Annotated in this window: 17 protein-coding genes; 8 read left to right on the top strand and 9 right to left on the bottom strand. The window is 67.5% G+C overall.

Annotation, left to right across the window (positions count from 1 at the left end):
* Positions 1-28 precede the first annotated feature (28 nt).
* From C469_RS08285 to C469_RS08250, 9 genes are all read right to left on the bottom strand, one after another.
* Complete coding sequence (locus C469_RS08285) at positions 29-2,083, bottom strand: DEAD/DEAH box helicase (protein ID WP_008005581.1); 2,055 nt, start codon at positions 2,081-2,083, stop codon at positions 29-31.
* A gap of 141 nt (positions 2,084-2,224) precedes the next feature.
* Positions 2,225-2,755, bottom strand: a complete 531-nt coding sequence (locus tag C469_RS08280; protein ID WP_008005579.1) for a 50S ribosomal protein L16 — start codon at positions 2,753-2,755, stop codon at positions 2,225-2,227.
* Positions 2,756-2,863: 108 nt separating this feature from the next.
* Complete coding sequence (nucS, locus tag C469_RS08275; protein ID WP_008005577.1) at positions 2,864-3,634, bottom strand: endonuclease NucS; 771 nt, start codon at positions 3,632-3,634, stop codon at positions 2,864-2,866.
* Between the two features lie 53 nt (positions 3,635-3,687).
* Positions 3,688-3,837, bottom strand: coding sequence for a hypothetical protein (locus C469_RS17200; RefSeq protein ID WP_169330833.1), 150 nt, complete (start codon positions 3,835-3,837; stop codon positions 3,688-3,690).
* A 147-nt stretch (positions 3,838-3,984) separates the two neighbouring features.
* Positions 3,985-4,431, bottom strand: coding sequence for a type II toxin-antitoxin system VapC family toxin (locus tag C469_RS08270; RefSeq protein ID WP_241429992.1), 447 nt, complete (start codon positions 4,429-4,431; stop codon positions 3,985-3,987).
* Positions 4,376-4,612: an antitoxin VapB family protein gene (locus C469_RS08265; RefSeq protein ID WP_008005573.1), complete on the bottom strand. Its 237-nt coding sequence runs from the start codon at positions 4,610-4,612 to the stop codon at positions 4,376-4,378. The genes C469_RS08270 and C469_RS08265 overlap by 56 nt, the downstream gene beginning before the upstream one ends.
* Positions 4,613-4,670: 58 nt before the next feature.
* A complete protein-coding gene (locus C469_RS08260; RefSeq protein ID WP_008005571.1) occupies positions 4,671-5,960 on the bottom strand; it encodes an adenosylhomocysteinase in 1,290 nt (429 codons plus the stop codon).
* Between the two features lie 103 nt (positions 5,961-6,063).
* Entirely contained in the window at positions 6,064-7,422 is a 1,359-nt protein-coding gene (locus C469_RS08255; RefSeq protein ID WP_008005570.1) for a hypothetical protein, read from the bottom strand.
* Between the two features lie 601 nt (positions 7,423-8,023).
* Entirely contained in the window at positions 8,024-9,367 is a 1,344-nt protein-coding gene (locus C469_RS08250; protein WP_008005568.1) for an amidohydrolase, read from the bottom strand.
* A gap of 140 nt (positions 9,368-9,507) precedes the next feature.
* Here C469_RS08250 and C469_RS08245 point away from each other — a divergent pair, with 140 nt between their 5' ends.
* The 8 genes from C469_RS08245 to C469_RS08210 all read left to right on the top strand — a co-directional run bounded on the left by C469_RS08245 (position 9,508) and on the right by C469_RS08210 (position 18,164).
* Positions 9,508-9,870 (top strand): dihydroneopterin aldolase family protein, encoded by a 363-nt coding sequence (locus C469_RS08245; protein ID WP_008005566.1) that lies wholly within the window; start codon positions 9,508-9,510, stop codon positions 9,868-9,870.
* A gap of 84 nt (positions 9,871-9,954) precedes the next feature.
* Entirely contained in the window at positions 9,955-11,844 is a 1,890-nt protein-coding gene (locus C469_RS08240) for an ABC transporter substrate-binding protein (protein WP_082230122.1), read from the top strand.
* 105 nt (positions 11,845-11,949) lie between these two features.
* Entirely contained in the window at positions 11,950-13,020 is a 1,071-nt protein-coding gene (locus tag C469_RS08235; RefSeq protein WP_008005564.1) for an ABC transporter permease, read from the top strand.
* Entirely contained in the window at positions 13,017-14,747 is a 1,731-nt protein-coding gene (locus C469_RS08230) for an ABC transporter permease (protein WP_008005563.1), read from the top strand. Before C469_RS08235 ends, C469_RS08230 begins: the two co-directional genes overlap by 4 nt.
* A complete protein-coding gene (locus tag C469_RS08225; RefSeq protein WP_008005562.1) occupies positions 14,747-16,111 on the top strand; it encodes an ABC transporter ATP-binding protein in 1,365 nt (454 codons plus the stop codon). Before C469_RS08230 ends, C469_RS08225 begins: the two co-directional genes overlap by 1 nt.
* Entirely contained in the window at positions 16,108-17,466 is a 1,359-nt protein-coding gene (locus C469_RS08220; RefSeq protein ID WP_049911163.1) for an ABC transporter ATP-binding protein, read from the top strand. Before C469_RS08225 ends, C469_RS08220 begins: the two co-directional genes overlap by 4 nt.
* Positions 17,467-17,469: 3 nt before the next feature.
* The gene (locus C469_RS08215; RefSeq protein WP_008005560.1) at positions 17,470-17,877 is read left to right on the top strand and encodes a DUF7555 family protein; all 408 of its coding nucleotides are present in this window, start codon (positions 17,470-17,472) and stop codon (positions 17,875-17,877) included.
* Positions 17,878-17,930: 53 nt separating this feature from the next.
* A complete protein-coding gene (locus C469_RS08210; RefSeq protein WP_008005559.1) occupies positions 17,931-18,164 on the top strand; it encodes a DUF7529 family protein in 234 nt (77 codons plus the stop codon).
* The last annotated feature ends 3 nt before the right edge of the window (positions 18,165-18,167 follow it).

Raw genomic sequence — 18,167 nt, 5'->3', positions numbered from 1 at the left:
GTAAAGAGTTTCGTTGCGCGGCGGATTCTCACTCCTCGTCGTCGCGCAGTTCGAGGTCGGCGACGACCTGGTAGGGGTCGGTCCCCTTCCGGATCGCGTCGAGCATGAAGAACGCCTCGTCGGGTGCGAGGAAGTGACGCGTGATCCCGCGGCCGAGCGGCGTCGGCTCGAAGCCGTCGATGAACTCCCACTCCAGCAGCTTGCCGATCGCGTGTTTCGTCGGCACCTCGCCGATCATCCGGTCGTTGAGCCGCTTGGCCTTCTTGCCCGCGACCACGACGTTCGCCAGCGTCTCCTCGACCGCGGCGGTCTCGTCGTAGTGGGTCGCCACGTCTTCCATCTCGCCTTTGAGGAGGGTGAACGCGACCTCGTCTTCGGTGCGGTCCATGGAGTTGTGGTAGACGCCGTCGGGCTCGACGAGGAGGTAGACGCGCCCGCGATCGTGGTAGTCCGGCCGACCGGCCCGGCCGAGCATCTGCGAGAACTCCTGGACGGAGAGCCACTCGATCCCCATCGCCAGCGAGTCGAAGATCACCTGCGAGGCGGGGAAGTCGACCCCGGCCGCGAGCGCCGCGGTGGTGACGACCGCCGAGAGGTCCTGGTTCCCGAACTGCCGCTCGACTTTCTTCCGGCGCTTGTAGTCGAGCCCGGCGTGGTACGGCGCGGAGTCGTACCGGAGCTTCCGGCTGATCTCGTGGCAGCGCCGCCGGGAGTTCGTGAAGATGATCGTCTGCCCGCGGTACCCCTTCGACGACTTCGTGTCGAACTCCCGCTTCACGAGCTTGTCCGCGATGTCGGCCTTCTCGCGGCTGTCCGCGAAGGTGACGTGGCGCTCGATGGGGACGGGTCGCTCCTCGTACTCGATGAGCGTCGCCCGGAGCTTCTCGGCGAGCCACTCGGGGTTCCCGACCGTCGCCGAGAGGTAGACGAACTGCGTGCCGCCGTAGCCCTCGTGGGTCGCCATCCGCTCTTCGCTGTAGTACTTCAGTCGCGAGATGAGGCCGTCGAGGCGGTGGCCGCGCTCGCCTTCTTTCAGCGTGTGGACCTCGTCGATGACGACGGTGCCGATGTCGCCGAGGTCCTTCCCGGTGCGGAGCGCGTGGTCGATCCCCTCGTAGGTGCCGACGATCACGTCGGCGTTCGGGTCGAAGCGGTTGCCGTCGTCGTTCACCCGCGAGGAGCCGACGCGGATCGAGACGTTCAGCCGGTCGCCGTAGCGGTCCTTGAAGTCCTCGTGCTTCTGGTTGGCGAGCGCGACGAGCGGGACTAAAAAGAGGAGCTTTCCGTCCCCCTTCAGCGCCCGGTCGATCCCCGCCAGTTCGCCGACCAGCGTCTTCCCGGTCGCGGTCGCGCTCACGACGAGCTGGTCGTCGCCGTCCAAGAGGCCGTTCCGCACGGAGAGGCTCTGGACCGGGAGCAGCTCCTCGAAGCGGCCTTGCAGGTGCGCGGACAGGTCCGGATGCAGGTCGAGGTCCTCGGTCCGGACCGGCGAGACGTCGTCGACGTTGGCGGAGACCTCGTCGTACTTGGTGAGGTCGGGGTCGAGTCCGCCTTGCAGAAGGTTGACGATCCGGTCGAGGTCGCCCGACTCGTAGAGGAGCTCTTCGAGGCGCTCCTCGGCGGCGCCCGTGAACTCGCCTTTATAAGAGAGCTCGCGTTCGAGCTCTCTGCGGGCGCAGTCGCGGCAGATCAGCTCGCCGTTGTGCTCGATCGCGCCGTCGCTCGTGATGGGGCCGTACCGGCCGTCGTTCGCGCAGCGCCGGCAGGTCCGGACCGCCGTCGCCTCCAGCTGGTAGCCGTCGAGCATCTCTTTCAGCCGCTTTCGGTTCTCCGGCGAGGTCTGCTCGGAGATCCGGATCCGGCCGGCCGCGCGGGCGAGGTCGACGAACTCGTCGGGCTGGCGGGGCTGGTCCTCGCCGTCGCGGATCACTCGGAACTTCCCCGGGCGCGGCCCCGCGGAGGTCTCCTTGAGTTCGAGCCGCCCGCGGAGCACCCGACTCCCGTCTCGGTTCGCGACGACGGTGTAGTCGCTCCGCGCCTCGTGGAGGAACAGCGTCTCGACCTCGGCCAACTGCTGTGACACTGCGGTTCGGTACGCGAGCGAGGTATTTCAGGGGTTCGGCTCGGTGGGCGACGCAGGGGCCGCGCGAGCGACGGCGAGGCTACGCGGAGCGGTCGCACGGAAAAAGACCCGCCTCGAACGGACGGGGAGCGTCGGGGATCGCTACGAGACGAGCAGCTTCTCGCCGCGGTCGACCGTGATCCGGCACGGCGGCGAGAGCTTGTTGTACGCGCGGCGGAACGCCTCCTTCACGACGGACGCCTGCTCGACGTCGCAGTACGCCGTGAAGACCACGTCGCCCTCGTTGAGTCGCGCGGCGGTCCCGACCGGCTTGCCGAACGCCTGCCGCATCCCGTCGGAGACGCGGTCCGCGCCGGCGCCGGTCGCCTGCTTGTTCTCCCGGATGACCTGGTGGGGGAACTTGCGGAGGGTCATCTTGTAGTTGCCCTCGCCGAGCTCCTTGATCAGGTGACGGTTCGCAGAGAGGCGCGCGCTCTCCAGCGAGCCGTGGCGGATCTGGAGCTCCTCCTCGACGCGGAGGCTGATCTGGACGGGGTAGTCGTCCGGCTCCGCGGAGAGGTCGCCCATGTTGTGCTGGGCGATCTTCGAGCCCGGAATGCCCGTGATGTATTCGCGGCGGGTGTACGACGGCTTGTCGATCGTCCGATACATAGAGGCGGGTTTGTCAGACATGGCTACTTGTCCGATGTAGCCCGTGCTGCGGCGATAAACCCTTCGATACCGAGGCGTCGCCGGCTCGCGATTCGGATCCCGACCGGCCGTCTCTCGGTCGTCCCCGCCTCACTCTTCGGGCGTCGGCTCGAGCGCGACGTGGTCGAACCCCCGGTCCGCGAGTCGCTCTGCGGCCCGGTCCGTGACCGAGGGCGCGACGAGGACGCCGCGGACGAAGGGTGCGTCGTCGTCGCCGTCGCCGCCGGTGCCGTCGGGATCGGCCTCCGCTGCCCCCAGCTCCTCGCCGAGCGCCCGCACGTATCGCGCCAGCTGCCCGACCGCGTCCGGGCCCACCCGCCGGCGTTTCAGCTCGACGACGACGGGGTTGCCCGCGGCGTCGACGCCGAACACGTCCATCGGGCCGGCGCTCGACGGGCGCTCGGTCTCGCGGGGCTCGAAGCCCGGTTCGACGAGTTCGGGGCGTTCGAGGATCCGGGTCCGGAGGTCCTCCTCGCTCCCGTGGAGGGTGAGGTCGCGCCCGCCCGTCACGGCCATCGCGGAGAGCTGGTGGACGTCGGAAAAACGGACTGTCAGCGTCTCGTCGGGGTTGGTTCGCGTGGAGCGCACGCGAAGCTGTCTCCCGCGGACCGCGGCGCGGTGTTCTGACCCCGGCGGCTGCCAGTTGACCGGCTGGCGTCCCTCGTCCGTGTGGACGAGGGCGGCGCCGTCGGGCTTCAACACGAGCAGCCGGTCGCCCGCGCCGAGATCGGAGGCGGCGCGACCCTCATACGCGACCGTGCAGCGCCCGAAGACGCTTATCAGGTCGCCGCGCTCGAAGGCGTCCTCCAGCTCCCAGAGGGCCTCGCGGTGGCTCGGGTCGTGGACGCTCGTGACTGTCACTGGCCTCCATAGGCGGTCGCGGCTGAAAAAGGGCGCGTGCCGGGCGTGCGGTTTCAGTCGCTCCGCCGCGACACGACGATGCCGGCGACGAAGAGGACCGCGCCGAGCGCGAAGGCGGCGATTCGGAGCGTCGTGTCAGAGATGAGGATCCCGGCCAGAACTGATACGCCGAACCCGGCGTGTAACACCGCGGTCAGGTTCATGAGATCGGTACTGTCGCGCCGCACAAAAGCCGGTCGGCCCGTTGCCATCGCGCCGATCCAATCGCTTCGTCCGCGCGTTCACGCCGTCACAGCCGCTCACGACACCGTGTGGTTCAGTGAAGGGTGTTCAGCGTCGAAATTCCGTCCTCAGTAGCTTTCGATCTCGACATCTAGTCGCTCGAAATGCTCGACGTTTCGGGTCAGGACCGGTTCGTCGACGACCTCGGCAGTGGCGGCGATGATCACGTCGCCGTCGGCCACAGGCGTCCCTTCGTTCTGTAGCTCACCTGCGAGCCGGCCGGCCTTCCGCATGACGGCGGTGTCGGCCGGATGGATCGGCTTCGAGGCGAGGACGTCTTCGACCTTCTGACGCTCGCTTTCTGATTCGGTCGCTCGGGAGATACCGTAGTACAGTTCGAACAGCGTCATCGAGGAGATGCGCTGCTGGACCAGTTCCGTCTCCAGCTCCCGAGCCTTTTCGACGGCGTCCTCGTCTCCGTTCATCAAGTCGATGAGGAACGACGCGTCCAGCAGCACGCTACGCCTCCCGAAGCCGGTCAGCGGCGTCCTCCAGCTCGGCGGCGCGTCGATCACGCCGCTCCTCGACGGCTTCACGGAGCGCGTCTGCCTCGTCGTCGCTCAGAACCCCAGCAAGTTCCAGCAGCGATCGCTCGCCGGCGAGCCGAAGAACGACGTCGGAGAACGTCTCGTCCTCGCGCTTGTGAGCGGCGAGCCGGTCATAGGCCTCCTCGGAGAGGCGGATGCTCTTCGACATGTGCATACGGTTGTATGCAGACTCACAAAGGCTTTTCTCAGGGTTCGCCGCTGCCCGCTTACGTCCCGTGCTCCCAGCTGTCCATGTACTCGCGCTGTTCGTCGCTGAGGTCGTCGTACGCGACGCCCTCGGCGGCGAGCTTGATGTCCGCGACCTCGCGGTCGAGCTCGTCGGGCACGTCGTGGACGCCGGCCTCGTAGTTCTCGCCGTTGTCGGCCAGCTCGCGGACGACGACAGCCTGCACGCCGAAGCTCTGGTCCATCACCTCGACCGGGTGGCCCAGCGAGATGGGCGCGGCGAGGTTGACGAGCCGCCCCTCGGCGATCACGTTCAGGACGCGGCCGTCGGCCATCTCGAACCCCTCGACGCCGTCGCGGACCTCGTAGCGGTCCACGGCCAACTCGTCCAGGTGGTCGAGGTTCACCTCCACGTCGAAGTGGCCGGCGTTGGCGAGCAGGACGCCGTCCTGCATCTCCTCGAAGTGCTCGCGGGTGATCACGTCGCGGTTGCCCGTCGTCGTGATGAACACGTCGCCCTTCTTCGCGGCCTCGACCATCGGCAGCACCTCGTACCCCTCCATGTGGGCCTCTAAGGCCTTCCGCGGGTCGACCTCGCAGACGATGACGTTCGCGTTCTGGCCGGAGGCCTTCTTCGCGACTCCCTTGCCGCACTGGCCGTAGCCGCCGACGACGACGTTCTTGCCGGCCCACGAGAGGTTCGTCGTCATCGCGATGGTCGCGAGCGACGACTCGCCCGTGCCGTGGACGTTGTCGAACAGCTGTTTCATCGGCGTGTCGTTCACGGCGAAGACGGGGTAGTGGAGCTCGCCGTCGGCGTCCATCGCGCGCAGGCGGTCGACGCCGGTGGTCGTCTCCTCGGCGCCGCCGACGATGGAGTCGATCAGGTCGGGGTATTCCTCGTGAACGAGCTTCACCATGTCCATCCCGTCGTCGACGGTGATGGTGGGCTCGTGGGCGATGCAGGCGTGCATCGCGTCGTAGTACTCCTCGTCGTCGACGCCCCGGACCGCGTAGGAGGTGATCGACTCGTGGGTGTCGAGCGCGGCCGACACGTCGTCGTGCGTCGAGAGCGGGTTACACCCGGTGATCGCGACCTCGGCGCCGCCGTCGGCGAGCAGCTCGACGAGGTTCGCCGTCTTCGCCTCGACGTGCATCGCCATCGCGATCGTCTCGTCGGCGAGCGGCTGCTCCTCGACGAAGTCGTCGCGAAGGGCGTTCAGAATCGGCATGTGCTGGAGCGCCCAGTCCATCTTCCGGCGCCCCTCCTCTCGGGCCGTCTCGAGGTCCGAGAGGTGCTTCGACACCGGCGGATACGCGGTTTCGCTCATACCTCTCGGTTCGCTCACGGCGCACTAAACCCTGCCGACACCGAGCGCGTCCGGAAAAAGAACCGCCGTCAGTGTGTGAACCGAACCGACGCGTGACGCGCCGTCAGTTATTGGGGCCGTTGCCGTTACCGTTGCCCTGCCCGTTGCCGTTTCCCGGGCCGTTCCCGGCGTCGTCGTCATCGCCGCCTTCCGCGTCGTCGTCATCGCCTTCCGCGTCGGCGTCGTCCCCGTCCTCTTCGTCGCTCTCGTCGGCGTCCGGGCCGGCGTCGCTCGGCGGTCCCTGGTCGTCGTCGCTCTCGTTCGCGTCGCCGTCGTCACCGCCCGGACCGGCGTGGTCCGGCGGCCCCTGCTCGCCGTCGTTCCCGTTGCCAGCGTGGTCGGGCGCGTTACCGGGACCGTCGCTCGCGTTGCCCGCGTCGCTGCCGTTACCCGCGTCGTCCGGGCCGCCCGGGTTCCCGGCGTGGTCCGGGGCGTTCCCCGGGTTGTTCTCCGTCGCGAAGTCGGAGACGGCGGCGCCGATGCCGCCCTCGCGGTCCTGCAGACGGTCGATGAAGTCCTGCATCAGCTGGCCGAAGGGCTGGTCCTCGTCGGCCTCGCCGCCCTCGGCGACCAGGTCGACCGTCGTCGAGACGGAGTCGTTCTCGTACTCGGCGGTCACGTCGACGGTGACGTTCTCCTCGGCGGCCGGGAGGGTGACGGTGCCGTTCTCGTCGGTCTCGTAGTCGCCCGCGCCGACGTAGGTGACGTTCTGACCGTCGGCGGTGGTGACGTTCACCGAGGCGTTCTCGGCGGACTCGCCGTCGTCGGTGACCGTGACGACGGGTTCACCGCTGGTGTTCTCGACGTCGACTGCGAGCCCCTCGGGGACCTCGAGATCGACCGTCTCCGTGACGGAGTCGTTCTCGTACTCGGCCGTCACGTCGATCGTCACGTCCTCCTCGGCGGCGTCGAGGGTGACGGTACCGTTCGCGTCGGTCTCGTAGTCGCCCGCGCCGAGGTACGTGGCGTTCTCGTCGGCCGCGGTGACGTTCACCGAGGCGTTCTCGACCGCGGTGTCGTTGTCCGTCACCGTGACGACCGGCTCGCCGTCGGTGTCCTCGACGTCGAGTTCGAGGCCGTCGGGGGCCTCGAGGTCGGCCGTCGTCGACGCGGTGTCGTTCCCGTTACTCGCCGTCACGTTCACCGTCACGTCCTCCTCGGGGGCGTCGAGGTCGACGGTACCGTTCGCGTCAGTCTCGTACTCGCCCGCTCCCGCGTACGACTCGTTTGCGGGGTCGACGACGCTCACGTTGACGGTGGCGTTCTCGACCGCGGTGTCGTTCTCGGTCACCGTGACCGTCGATGCCCCGTCCGCGCCTCTGTCGACGGCCACGCCGAGGTCGCCCTCGGCGGCCGCGACGCCGGTCATCGCGCCGAGCGCGACGACCGCGATCAACAGCAGGCCAATCGTGCGTTTGCTCATGTCCACTCGGGTCGTGACACCGTTACCGTATAAAAAGGGAACTCGGTTAAGCCGGTTTTACCCGGATTGTATTCGGGTTAACGGCGCTGTCCCAGCGGTTTGGCGTTTTGGCGGGACCGAGCGGTTAATCGATCTGTACCGCCGTCGATTTGCGTCTCGAGAGGGCCGGTTCGCGGCTCGGGCGCGACCCGACTTCGATCGGCTTGTGTGTGATGAAGCAGATCGGGAGCGGGTGTTGTAGTTCGTCGGTAGCGATGAGGTATTTAAAAGCCGAGAGTGACGGCGACAATCGCTTATAACTGAACGAGGGCGGTGGCGTGCGCCTGCGAGCGCCCACCGGGCGCGAGCAGCCCGCACGAGGGAGTCGGTCGCCTCCGGCGACCGACGAGGCTGGGGAGGCGTGAGGCTGTGCGGTTGCGGTGCGGGGTGGGACTCAAAGGGCCATCCTCACGGCTGGGGCTTTGGAGGTGTTCACCGCAGAAGCGTCGATCACGTATAAACAGCCGACAGCAACGTCACTCGATCGCTTACAAATAATCGTTTCACCAATTCGCTATACCCACTCCCGATATCGAGCCCGAGCGCCTAAGACTCGAAATTCCTATTCGCCGACTCGATCGACGAGGTCGCTCGCGGCCGCGGCCGCCCGCTCCTGAACCGCGTCGGCGTCGAGCGTCAGGACCTCGCGGTCGCGCATCAGCACCTCGCCGTCGCAGACCGTGTGGCGCACGTCGCTCCCGCGCGCCGCGTACGCGAGGTGAGAAATCGGGTCGTGGACCGGCGTCAGATGCGGGGCGTCGAGGTCGACGACCGCGAGGTCGGCGGCCGCGCCCGGCTCGATCCGCCCGCCGGGGAGCCCGAGGGCGTCGGCTCCATCGGCGGTCGCCATCTCCACGACCGCGGTGGCGGGCACCGCGGTCGCGTCGGCCGCGGCGAGCTTCCCGAGCATCGCGGCGTCGCGCATCTCGTCGAAGGGGTCGAGGTCGTTGTTCGAGGCCGCCCCGTCCGTACCGAGCGCGACGGTGACGCCCGCCTCGCGGAGCCGCTGGACCGGGGCCATCCCGCTGGCGAGCTTCATGTTCGACGCGGGGCAGTGGACGACCGCGGTCCCGGCGTCGGCGAGCCGGTCGATCTCGGAGTCGTCGAGGTGGACGCCGTGGGCGAAGAAGTCGTCCGGCCCGAGCGCGTCGATCTCCTCGGCGTACGCGATCGGGCGCTCCCCGCGCTCGTCGACGATCGGGTCGACCTCGTCCGTCGTCTCGTTCGCGTGGAGGTGGACCGGCACGCCCGCCTCGCGCGCCTCGGCAACGCCCTCGCGGAGGAACTCCTCGCCGACCGTCGTCAGCGAGTGGGGCATGAACGCGGTCCGGATCCGGCCGTCCGCGGCGCCGTCGAGATCGCGGGCGACCCGCAGGCTCTCCTCGACGTCCTCGCGAGCGTCCGCGTCGTCTTTGCCAACAGTCACCACGCCGTGCCCGAGCCGTGCGCGCAGGCCGGCGCGGTCGACCACGTCCGCGACGCGGTCCATCGCGAAGTACATGTCCGCGAACGCGGTCGTTCCCGACCGGATCATCTCGAGGACGCCGAGCGCGGCGCCCGCCTCGATGTCGTCGGGCGTGAGCTCGGCCTCGGCCGGCCAGATGTCCTCGCGCAGCCACGGGTCGAGCGGCTTGTCGTCGGCGTACCCGCGCAGCAGCGTCATCGCGACGTGCGTGTGGGCGTTGACGAGCCCGGGGATCACGAGCCCGCCGTCGGCGTCGAGGGTGTCGTCGGCGTCGAGAGTTTCCTCGACGGTCTCGCCGCTTCCGGCCGTCTCGCCACCGTTCACGGTCTCGTCGCCCACCGCGACGACCGTGCCGGCGTCGCGGTCGACCGTCACGTCCGACTCCGTCACGCGGCCGTCGGGTCGGAGCACCCGTCCGCCCGTCACGCGAAGCGTGTCCATGGACCCCGATTCCGGCCGGCGGACCTAACGCCTTCCGTTCGGCGGCGGGGCGGGCGTCGCGGTGATTCCAGGGCGCTGTCGTCGCCCTCGCCGGTTCCGCCTCCGAACGTTCTTTCCCCGCCGCCGTCGGAGTTCGACCCATGGCAACCGACGCCCAGCAGGCGTGTTTCGAGGCCGGGATCAAGTTCGGCTCGCTGTACCACCAGTTCGCCGGGACGCCCGTCAGCCCGTCGAGCACGCGGAGCCTGGAGGCCGCGATGGCAGAGGCGATCGAGAACCAGCCCTTCTGCGAGTCGGTGGCCGTCGAGATCCACGACGATCGGGTCGCGGACGCGATCGACCACGAGAACGGCTACACGGAGCTGACCGGCTCGCTGATGGACGTCGAGATGCGGATCGCCTACGAGGGCGTGACGGTCCGCACCCGGATGGCGATGCGTGACGGGTACCCGCTGATGGAGCTGGTCTCGGTCGACGGCGTGGCGAGCGACGAGACCAACTGAGCGTTCACTCGCGTTCGAATTCTCCTGAGGACTATACGGAACCTTGAGGAAGACTTTAGTATCACCTAGCAAAATCGAAGTACTATGCCCGATCCAGCAAATGGAGAGGCAGTTGAGAGCACGAAGCGACGACGGCTACTCGGCCTCCTTGGCGGCGGGGCGGCGGTAAGCCTCGCCGGCTGTTCCGATCAGGAGCCCTCCGACGGTAGCGACGGTAACGACACCGACGGCGAAGACGGTAGCGACGGAATGGACGGCGAAGACGGCGAAGACGGCGAAGACGGGGGAGACAGCGGACCCACCTACGCCGACCAGGCGCAGGCCGCGTGGGAACGCGCGGTCGAGAATCCCCTCCCGGAAGACGAGGATCTCCGCCAGGAGGCCTACGTCGAGATGGAGGAGGCGGTCCGCGACGACGCGGTGCTCACCCCGTTGTACCACGGATTCACCGAGCTGTTCTGGTACGACTACGTCGACGTGCCGCTGACCGGCGCGCTCGGCAAGCACTGGCAGCAGCTCAACACGACGACGGTCGAGGGTGACGACACGCTCAACCTCATCAACAGCACCTTCGACGAGCTGGACCCGATCATGTCGACCGACACGGCGTCGTCGATCGTCATCACGCAGATCTACGAGAACCTCACCGAGTTCCCGAACGGCGTCCCCGAAGTCGAAAACCAGCTCCTCGAAGAGTACGAGGTCTCCGAGGACGGGACCACGTGGACGTTCACGCTCAAAGAGGACATCCAGTTCCACGGGGGCGGAACCGTGACCGCACAGGACGTGAAGTACTCCTGGCGGCGCACCGTCGAGTCGGCGAACTCCGAGCGCGCGACGTTCACCCTCAACCAGCCTACCGGGCTCGGGATCGACGTCGAGATGGACGACGAGGGCGACCCGGAGCCCGACTCGCTCGCCGTCGAGGTCATCGACGACCAGACGCTCGAGATCCAGCTCGTCGGCCCGAACCCCGACGTCCTCTCCATCATCGCGTACAGCAGTTTCGCGGTGATCCCCGAGGGGTACGTCGACGACATCGAGGGCTACGACGGCGAAGTCTCCCACGACGAGTTCAGCACCGACGTGGCAAACGGAACCGGCCCGTTCGAGCTCGACGAGTTCAACGTCGACGAGGACGTCAGCGTCGTCCGCAACGACGACTACTGGGGTGAGACCGCAAGCGTCGAGGCCGTCAACTGGGAGATCATCGAGGACGACCAGGCCGCTTGGACGTACTCCCTCGAACAGAACGCCGACCGGTTCGAGATGCCGACGTTCGCTTACGAGGCGGACGCCATCGACGCCGAGGAGGACGACCGCGGCCGACAGGTCGGGACGTACGGTCCGGCCGGCGACCTCGAGGAGGAAGTGAACTACCTCGGGGTCTCCGAGATCAGCACCTTCTACTTCGGGTTCAACGCCTCGAACACGGAGCGGGCGGCGCGACAGGCGGTCGCGTACGTGATGAACAAAGAGCAGATCGTCCAGGAGGTGTTCGCGGGCCGCGGCACGCCGGCATACAGCTTCCTGCCGCCGGCGATCTGGCCGACTGGCCAGGACGGGTACGAGTCGTTCCTCGAAGACTACCCCTACGGCCTCGGGGAGAGCGACTCGCAGGGGGCCCAGACGGTCCTCGAAGAGGCCGGATTCACCTCCGACAGTCCGACCGAGATGACGCTCACCACCTACGAGAGCGAGGTGTTCCAGACGGCAGCTGAGCTCATCCGCGACCTGCTGTCCGGGACCGGCCTCGACCTGTCACTCGAGACGTCGCAGTTCTCGACGCTCCAGAGCCGCGGTGAGGACGGCGAACTCCAGATGTACTCGCTCGGCTGGATCTGGAGCTGGCCCGCGGTTCCGTACGGTATGTTCCAGCTCGAGCCGCTCAACACCAACACGTCGGTGATGCCGGAAGAGACCAACGGGTTCTACCTCGACTGGCACACGAACCTCGAAGAAGAGGCCGAGTAACTTCGGTCTCCCCACGTTATCGAAGCATTTAGTTAGATCACGGGTCTCTCCCCGGATACTCACTCGACGTATGCCCACCATGACCACGCAAGAACGGGTACTTCCATGAGCCGCTGGGAGTACTTCGTCAAACGGCTGCTGCTCACGGTCCCCGTGTTGTTCCTCGTGTTGAGCTTCCTGTTCGTCATGCTTCGAATGGGGCCGATCGATCCCGTCGCGGCGATTCTCGGCCCCCAGGCGACAGGTGGTGACGCCCAAGCGATCCGCGAGCGACTCGGACTCGACGAGCCGCTCTGGCAACAGTACGTGGACTTCATCACCAGCTTCCTGACGTTCGACTTCGGCCAGTCGTGGGTCGTTCAGGCCGGTCGCCCCATCATCGAGATCGTCGTCGGGGCCGCCCCCGCGACCCTCTGGCTCGGTTTCTGGGCGATCCTGTTGCCCCTCTTCATCGGGATTCCGCTCGGCTTCTACGCCGGTCTCAACCCGAACTCGCTCGGCGACTACACCGCGTCCTTCGGCGGGATCCTCTGGCAGGCGCTCCCGAACTTCTGGCTGAGCGTGCTGGCGCTCGCGACGCTCCGACAGACGCGCAACGGCGGGGGCCCGTTCGGCTTCGACTGGTACGCGTTCGGCCCCGACTTCCTGTCGAGGGACATCAGTATCACCGGAACGCCGGACTTCGACTGGTTCTCGACGATGGATCTCCTGTTCTTCCCGGTGCCGTACGTCAGCGACTGGACCGCCCTCGCGATCGACGTCAAGCTGATCCTTCCGCCGGCGCTCATTCTGGGGTCGGCGTCGATGGCGGCCGAGCTGCGGATCGGACGGACGGCGATGTTGGAGACGGTCAACGCCAACTTCGTCGAGACCGCCCGCGCGAAGGGACTCACCAGCCGCGTGATCGTCTGGAAACACATCTTCCGGAACGCCCTGATCCCGCTGTTGCCGGTGATCACGAGCGAGGCGTTCCTCCTCATCGGCGGATCCGTGATCGTCGAACAGATCTTCAACATCAACGGTCTCGGCCGGATCTTCTTCCAGTCGGTGACGCAGGGCGACCTCCCGATGGCGGGCGCGCTGCTTTTCATCTTCACCCTGATCATCCTGTTTTTGAACATCCTTCAGGACTTCCTCTACACGATCATCGACCCGCGCGTGGGGTACGACCAATGAGCACGACACAGACCGACGTCGACAAGCGAGACTCTGATAAATCGTTCCGCAAACTCCTCGGAGAGAACCCGCGTCCGGCGGCCGTGTGGCTCGGCGTGCTGGCGTTGCTGCTCGCGCTGGAGATCGGCCGCGTGTTCGCCGGTATCGACACGCTGTTCGCGGTCATCGGATTCGTCGTCGACCTCTTCGCGGCCACGCCGGCCGCTATCGGAGGGAACGTCGCCGGGACGCTCGGCCCCGCCGCCGGGGCGGTCGCGACCGTCGTCTTCGGCTTCGCGCTGGCGTTCGCCGTTTCGATCCCGGTCAGCGAGTACGTGCCGGACGCGACGGTCGACGTCCTCGGCCTCGAGCTGTCGCGTCGGGGGCATCGCTGGGCGAAACGCGTCGAGCTCGCGAGCGCTCTCGTCGCCGTCGCCGCGCTGATCGCGTACACCCCGGTCGGCGGCGCGTTCTCCGCGGCGATCGCCGCGATCACCGGCAGCGTGGACGCGCTCTCGTCCGCGTTGCCGTCGCTCACGAGCCGCGAACTGATCTCGAACACGGGACATCGCACGCCGGACGGCGGCTGGGACGACACCTTCCTCGGGCTCTCTCCCGCGGTCGCGTGGGCGATCCGGACCGGGCTCGTCTTCGCGTACGCGACCGCGCTCCTCGCCTGGGTGTGGCGGGGATACGAGACGTACCGCACACACTACCGGGGCGCCGACTGGACGCCGACCGACGACACGGTCCGTCGGTTCCGGAGCAACTACTGGGGGCTGTTCGGCTTTGCCATCGTGTTCATCTTCGTCGTGCTAGCGCTCTGGGCGCCGGCGGTCAGCCCCGTGGAGGCGGAACACAACATCTACGAACCGAACGCGAACGGCTTCGAGTACCTCGACGAGAACGGCGAGGTCCAGGAAGTGAACCACGTGTTCGCCAACCTCGACAGCCGGTCCGACGGCCAGAACACCGTCGGGCTGTTGAGCTACGACGACTACGACAGATGGGCACCGCTCGGCACGACGAACCGGGGACAGGATATGATGACGCACCTCTCGTACGGGGCGCGAACGTCCCTCACCATCGGGATGACGGCCATCGGGCTCGGGGCGTTCGTCGCCGTCGTGCTCTCGCTCCTCTCGGCCTATTATAAAGGCATCACCGACATCGCGACGGTGATGACGAGCGACACGATACAGGCGGTTCCCGCCCTGCTGCTCATCATGCTCGTCTCCGTCGTCTTCCAGGAGGCGGACCACCCGATCGCACAGCCGTTAGACGGCGGGTTACTGCTCGCGCTGATCTTCGCGTTCACTCTCTGGCCGGGGATGTGGCGCGCGATACGCGGGCCGTCGCTCCAGGTCTCCGAACAGGAGTGGGTCGACGCCGCCAAGAGCTACGGCCAGACGCCGCTGCGGACGATGCAGAAACACATGGCGCCGTACATCGCCGGCTACATCCTGATCTACGCGTCGCTTCTGATCGGCGGGGTCATCATCTCCACCGCCGCGCTGACGTTCCTCGGGCTGGGGATCAACCCGCCGACCCCGGAGTGGGGACGGCTCATCGACGGCGGACGGACGTACGTCGCAACCTCCTCGTGGCACGTCGCGACCGTCCCCGGGATCGCGATCGTGCTGGTGGTCGTCGCGTTCAACGCGCTCGGTGACGCCATCCGGGACGCCATCGATCCGGAGGCCGACGTCGACGAGGCCGAGGCCGCGACCGCCGGAGGTGGCGCCTGATGTCGACCGACGACCGCTCGTCGGCCACGCCGACCGGCGCGACCGACGACGGGGGCGGCGACGAGTCGCTCGTCGACGTCCGCAACCTCCAGACGACGTTCTTCACCGACAAGGAGACGATCCGGGCCATCGACGGGATCGACTTCACGATCGACCCCGGCGAGACCGTCGGGATTGTCGGCGAGAGCGGGAGCGGCAAAAGCGTCACCGCCCGGTCGCTGATGGGGCTCATCGAGTCGCCCGGCCGCGTCCTGCGCGGCAGCAGCATCCGCTACCGCGACCTCGACACCGTTCGGTCGTTCGCCGACGCGTTCTCGGGACGGACCGTCTCCGTCGCCGACCTCGAGTCGCGGTACGACCCGGTGCGCGTGTTCGATCAGACCGCCGCGACGCCGGCCGAGTTCGGGTACGCCGACCCGGCAGACGTCCCCCTCGTGGACGTGGTCGCGGCCGGGTACGGCGACGAGGTCGGGCTCACGAGCGGCGACGAGTGCGTCTTCGTCCTCGACGGCGACGCCGGCGACCCCTCGTCGATCCGGCGCGGATTCGTCGAACTCACTCGGGTCTCCGGCGAGGCGCAACGGAAGATGCGCGGCGGCCGGATCTCGATGGTGTTTCAGGACCCGCTGACGAGCCTCAACCCCGTTTACACGGTAGGCAACCAGATCAAAGAATCGCTCTCGCTCCACCAGGGGCTCACCGGTAAGGAGGCGACACAGGAGGCGGCCGATCTGTTGGAAGCGGTCGGGATCCCCGACGCCAGGCGGCGGGTCAACGAGTACCCGCACCAGTTCTCCGGCGGGATGCGCCAGCGCGCCGTGATCGCGATGGCGCTCGCCTGCGAACCGGACGTGCTCATCTGCGACGAGCCGACGACCGCGCTCGACGTGACGATCCAAGCGCAGATCCTCGACTTGATCGCCGAGATCCAAGAGACTCGCGACGTCGCGGTGATGTTCATCACGCACGACATGGGCGTGATCGCCGACGTCTCCGACCGGGTCAACGTGATGTACGCCGGCGAGATCGTCGAGTCCGCCGACGTCGAACCGCTGTTCGCGAACCCGAAACACCCGTACACTGAGGGATTGCTCAACTCGATACCCGGCGGACAGGTGGGCGGGAGGCTCGCGACGATCGACGGCAGTGTTCCGACGCCGAACGAGGAGCCGACGTACTGCCGGTTCGCGCCACGGTGTCCCAAGGCGTTCGAGGAGTGCGAAGCGGTCCATCCGATCCCGGTGCCGGTCGACGAGACCGCGGACGACCACACGGCGGCGTGTCTCCTCTATCCGGAGGACGAGTCGACCGAGGCGGCGATCGCCCGCCACCGCGGGCGGTCCCACGGAGGTGAGCGCGAATGAGTTCTAACACCGCACAACCGAGCACGACACCTGACGCGACGTCCGACACGATGGTCGAGGTCCGCGACCTGAAAACGTACTACGACAGCGGCAGCCTGCTCGACAACAGGCCGGTCAAGGCAGTTGACGGCGTCAGCTTCGATATCCGCCGCGGCGAGACCCTAGGGCTCGTCGGCGAGTCGGGCTGCGGGAAGACCACCCTCGGTCGAACCCTCATCCAGCTCGAGGACGCGACCGACGGCGAGATCTTCTTCGACGGGACCGACATCACTGAGATCCGCGGCGACCAGCTCTACGAGTGGCGACAGAACGCCCAGATGGTGTTCCAGGACCCCGACTCCAGCCTGAACGACCGGATGACCGTCGGCGAGATAGTCCGCGAACCGCTCGACGTCCACGAGTGGAAGACCCCGGCGGAGCGGCGCGAGCGGGTCAGGGACCTGCTCGACAAAGTCGGGCTGGAGGCCGAACACTACTACCGCTACCCGCACCAGTTCTCCGGCGGCCAGCGCCAGCGGATCGGGATCGCCCGGACGCTCGCGCTCAACCCGGAGTTCATCGTGCTCGACGAGCCGGTCTCGGCGCTCGACGTCTCCGTCCAGGCCGAGATCATCAACCTCCTCGAAGATCTTCAAGACGAGTTCGACTTGACGTACCTGTTCATCGCACACGACCTCTCGGTCGTCCGGCATATCTGCGACCGGGTCGCAGTGATGTACCTCGGTAACATCATGGAGATCGGCCCGACGGAGGAGCTGTTCACCGACCCGGCGAATCCGTACACCCACGCGCTGCTGTCGGCGATTCCCAAGCCCGACCCGACCGCGAGCCGCGACCGGATCACGCTCCACGGCACGCCGCCGAACCCGCGGTATCCGCCCTCGGGCTGTCCGTTCAGTACGCGCTGTCCGGCCCGCATCCGCCCCGACGGGTACGAGGAGCTCGACGACGATCTCTGGGACAGCCTCAACTCCTTCCGCGAGATCCTCCGCGAGCGGATGCGGGCCGAGCGCTCGATCCGCGAGCGGCTCCGCGAGCGGTTCGGCATGGAGACTCGCTTCGCCACCATGGACGACACGTACGAGGAGCTGTTCGGCGATGTCGCGGTGCCCGACGAGGTCGAGGAGATCCTCACGGAGGTCGCCGACACCGCCGGCGACCACGACGAGGCCGAGGCGCTCGACCGGTTCAACCAGGCGTTCGGCAGCGTCTGTGACGGCGTCGGCGCGAGCGGCGTCGACGAAGGCGTCAAGCCGGCGTTCCACCAGGTGAGCGAGAGCGGGCGGCTGAGCTACTGCCACCGCCACGAGTCGGAGTATCGGGAAACCGCCGACGTGATCGAAGCGCGGAACTGACCGATGGGCGCCGCTCGGGACCGACTCGCCACGCTCGCGCGAGCGTGGGCGGACGCCGCCGCGTACGCCGTCGCGCTCGCCGCGTTGGTGACCGGGGTCGCGCTCGCCGTCGGAATCGCGACCGGAGGCGGCTTCGTCCGCGGGAAGGCGTTGACGTTCGTCGGCGGCTGGCTGTTGGTCGGCTACGGCACGGTCCGGCTGTGGCCTTCGTCGATCGAGGACCTGTCGGGACCGCCGATAAGCGCGCGCGGCACGCGACTGGAGGGAATCGTCCGACGGCTCCCGCCGCTCCGCTGGGTCCGACTCCCGGCGCCGACCGACCGGATCGGCGTGGCCGGCAAGGTGTTTCTCGCCGGCGTCATCGTTCTCGGCGTCTCGTTCCTTCTGGAGACGGGGTTCGGCGTGCGCTGACCGCCGACCGAACTCGAAAAGAATTATGCCCTGCGGGACCGGACGAATAGCTCATGGTTCCCGATCCGGACCCGTTCGTAGAAAAGCGACAGCGACTCGGCGAGGCGCACGTCGAGGCCTGGGAACAGACCCTCGAGGAGACGGAGCTGCTCGCCGAGGAGCGCCGGGAAGACGGCTGGGAGACGACCGTCGTCATGGCACCGCACACCGACACGGTGAGCAGGGACATGAACGACCACGACCGGTTCGGACTTATGCACGTCCCTGTCTCTTATACACATCTCTGAGCG

The organism is Halorubrum lipolyticum DSM 21995 (assembly GCF_000337375.1).
Classification (GTDB): domain Archaea; phylum Halobacteriota; class Halobacteria; order Halobacteriales; family Haloferacaceae; genus Halorubrum; species Halorubrum lipolyticum.
The sequence above is the reverse complement of the archived record's forward strand: the minus strand, read 5'-3'. Positions and strand labels throughout refer to the sequence as shown.

What these genes read in the sequence shown, in the direction of transcription:
- C469_RS08280 (WP_008005579.1), bottom strand. Translation starts at nt 2,755, where the DNA reads ATGTCTGACAAACCCGCCTCTATGTATCGGACGATCGACAAGCCGTCG.
- C469_RS17200 (WP_169330833.1), bottom strand. Translation starts at nt 3,837, where the DNA reads ATGAACCTGACCGCGGTGTTACACGCCGGGTTCGGCGTATCAGTTCTG.
- C469_RS08265 (WP_008005573.1), bottom strand. Translation starts at nt 4,612, where the DNA reads ATGTCGAAGAGCATCCGCCTCTCCGAGGAGGCCTATGACCGGCTCGCC.
- C469_RS08260 (WP_008005571.1), bottom strand. Translation starts at nt 5,960, where the DNA reads ATGAGCGAAACCGCGTATCCGCCGGTGTCGAAGCACCTCTCGGACCTC.
- C469_RS08255 (WP_008005570.1), bottom strand. Translation starts at nt 7,422, where the DNA reads ATGAGCAAACGCACGATTGGCCTGCTGTTGATCGCGGTCGTCGCGCTC.
- C469_RS08250 (WP_008005568.1), bottom strand. Translation starts at nt 9,367, where the DNA reads ATGGACACGCTTCGCGTGACGGGCGGACGGGTGCTCCGACCCGACGGC.
- C469_RS08245 (WP_008005566.1), top strand. Translation starts at nt 9,508, where the DNA reads ATGGCAACCGACGCCCAGCAGGCGTGTTTCGAGGCCGGGATCAAGTTC.
- C469_RS08240 (WP_082230122.1), top strand. Translation starts at nt 9,955, where the DNA reads ATGCCCGATCCAGCAAATGGAGAGGCAGTTGAGAGCACGAAGCGACGA.
- C469_RS08235 (WP_008005564.1), top strand. Translation starts at nt 11,950, where the DNA reads ATGAGCCGCTGGGAGTACTTCGTCAAACGGCTGCTGCTCACGGTCCCC.
- C469_RS08230 (WP_008005563.1), top strand. Translation starts at nt 13,017, where the DNA reads ATGAGCACGACACAGACCGACGTCGACAAGCGAGACTCTGATAAATCG.
- C469_RS08225 (WP_008005562.1), top strand. Translation starts at nt 14,747, where the DNA reads ATGTCGACCGACGACCGCTCGTCGGCCACGCCGACCGGCGCGACCGAC.
- C469_RS08220 (WP_049911163.1), top strand. Translation starts at nt 16,108, where the DNA reads ATGAGTTCTAACACCGCACAACCGAGCACGACACCTGACGCGACGTCC.
- C469_RS08215 (WP_008005560.1), top strand. Translation starts at nt 17,470, where the DNA reads ATGGGCGCCGCTCGGGACCGACTCGCCACGCTCGCGCGAGCGTGGGCG.
- C469_RS08210 (WP_008005559.1), top strand. Translation starts at nt 17,931, where the DNA reads ATGGTTCCCGATCCGGACCCGTTCGTAGAAAAGCGACAGCGACTCGGC.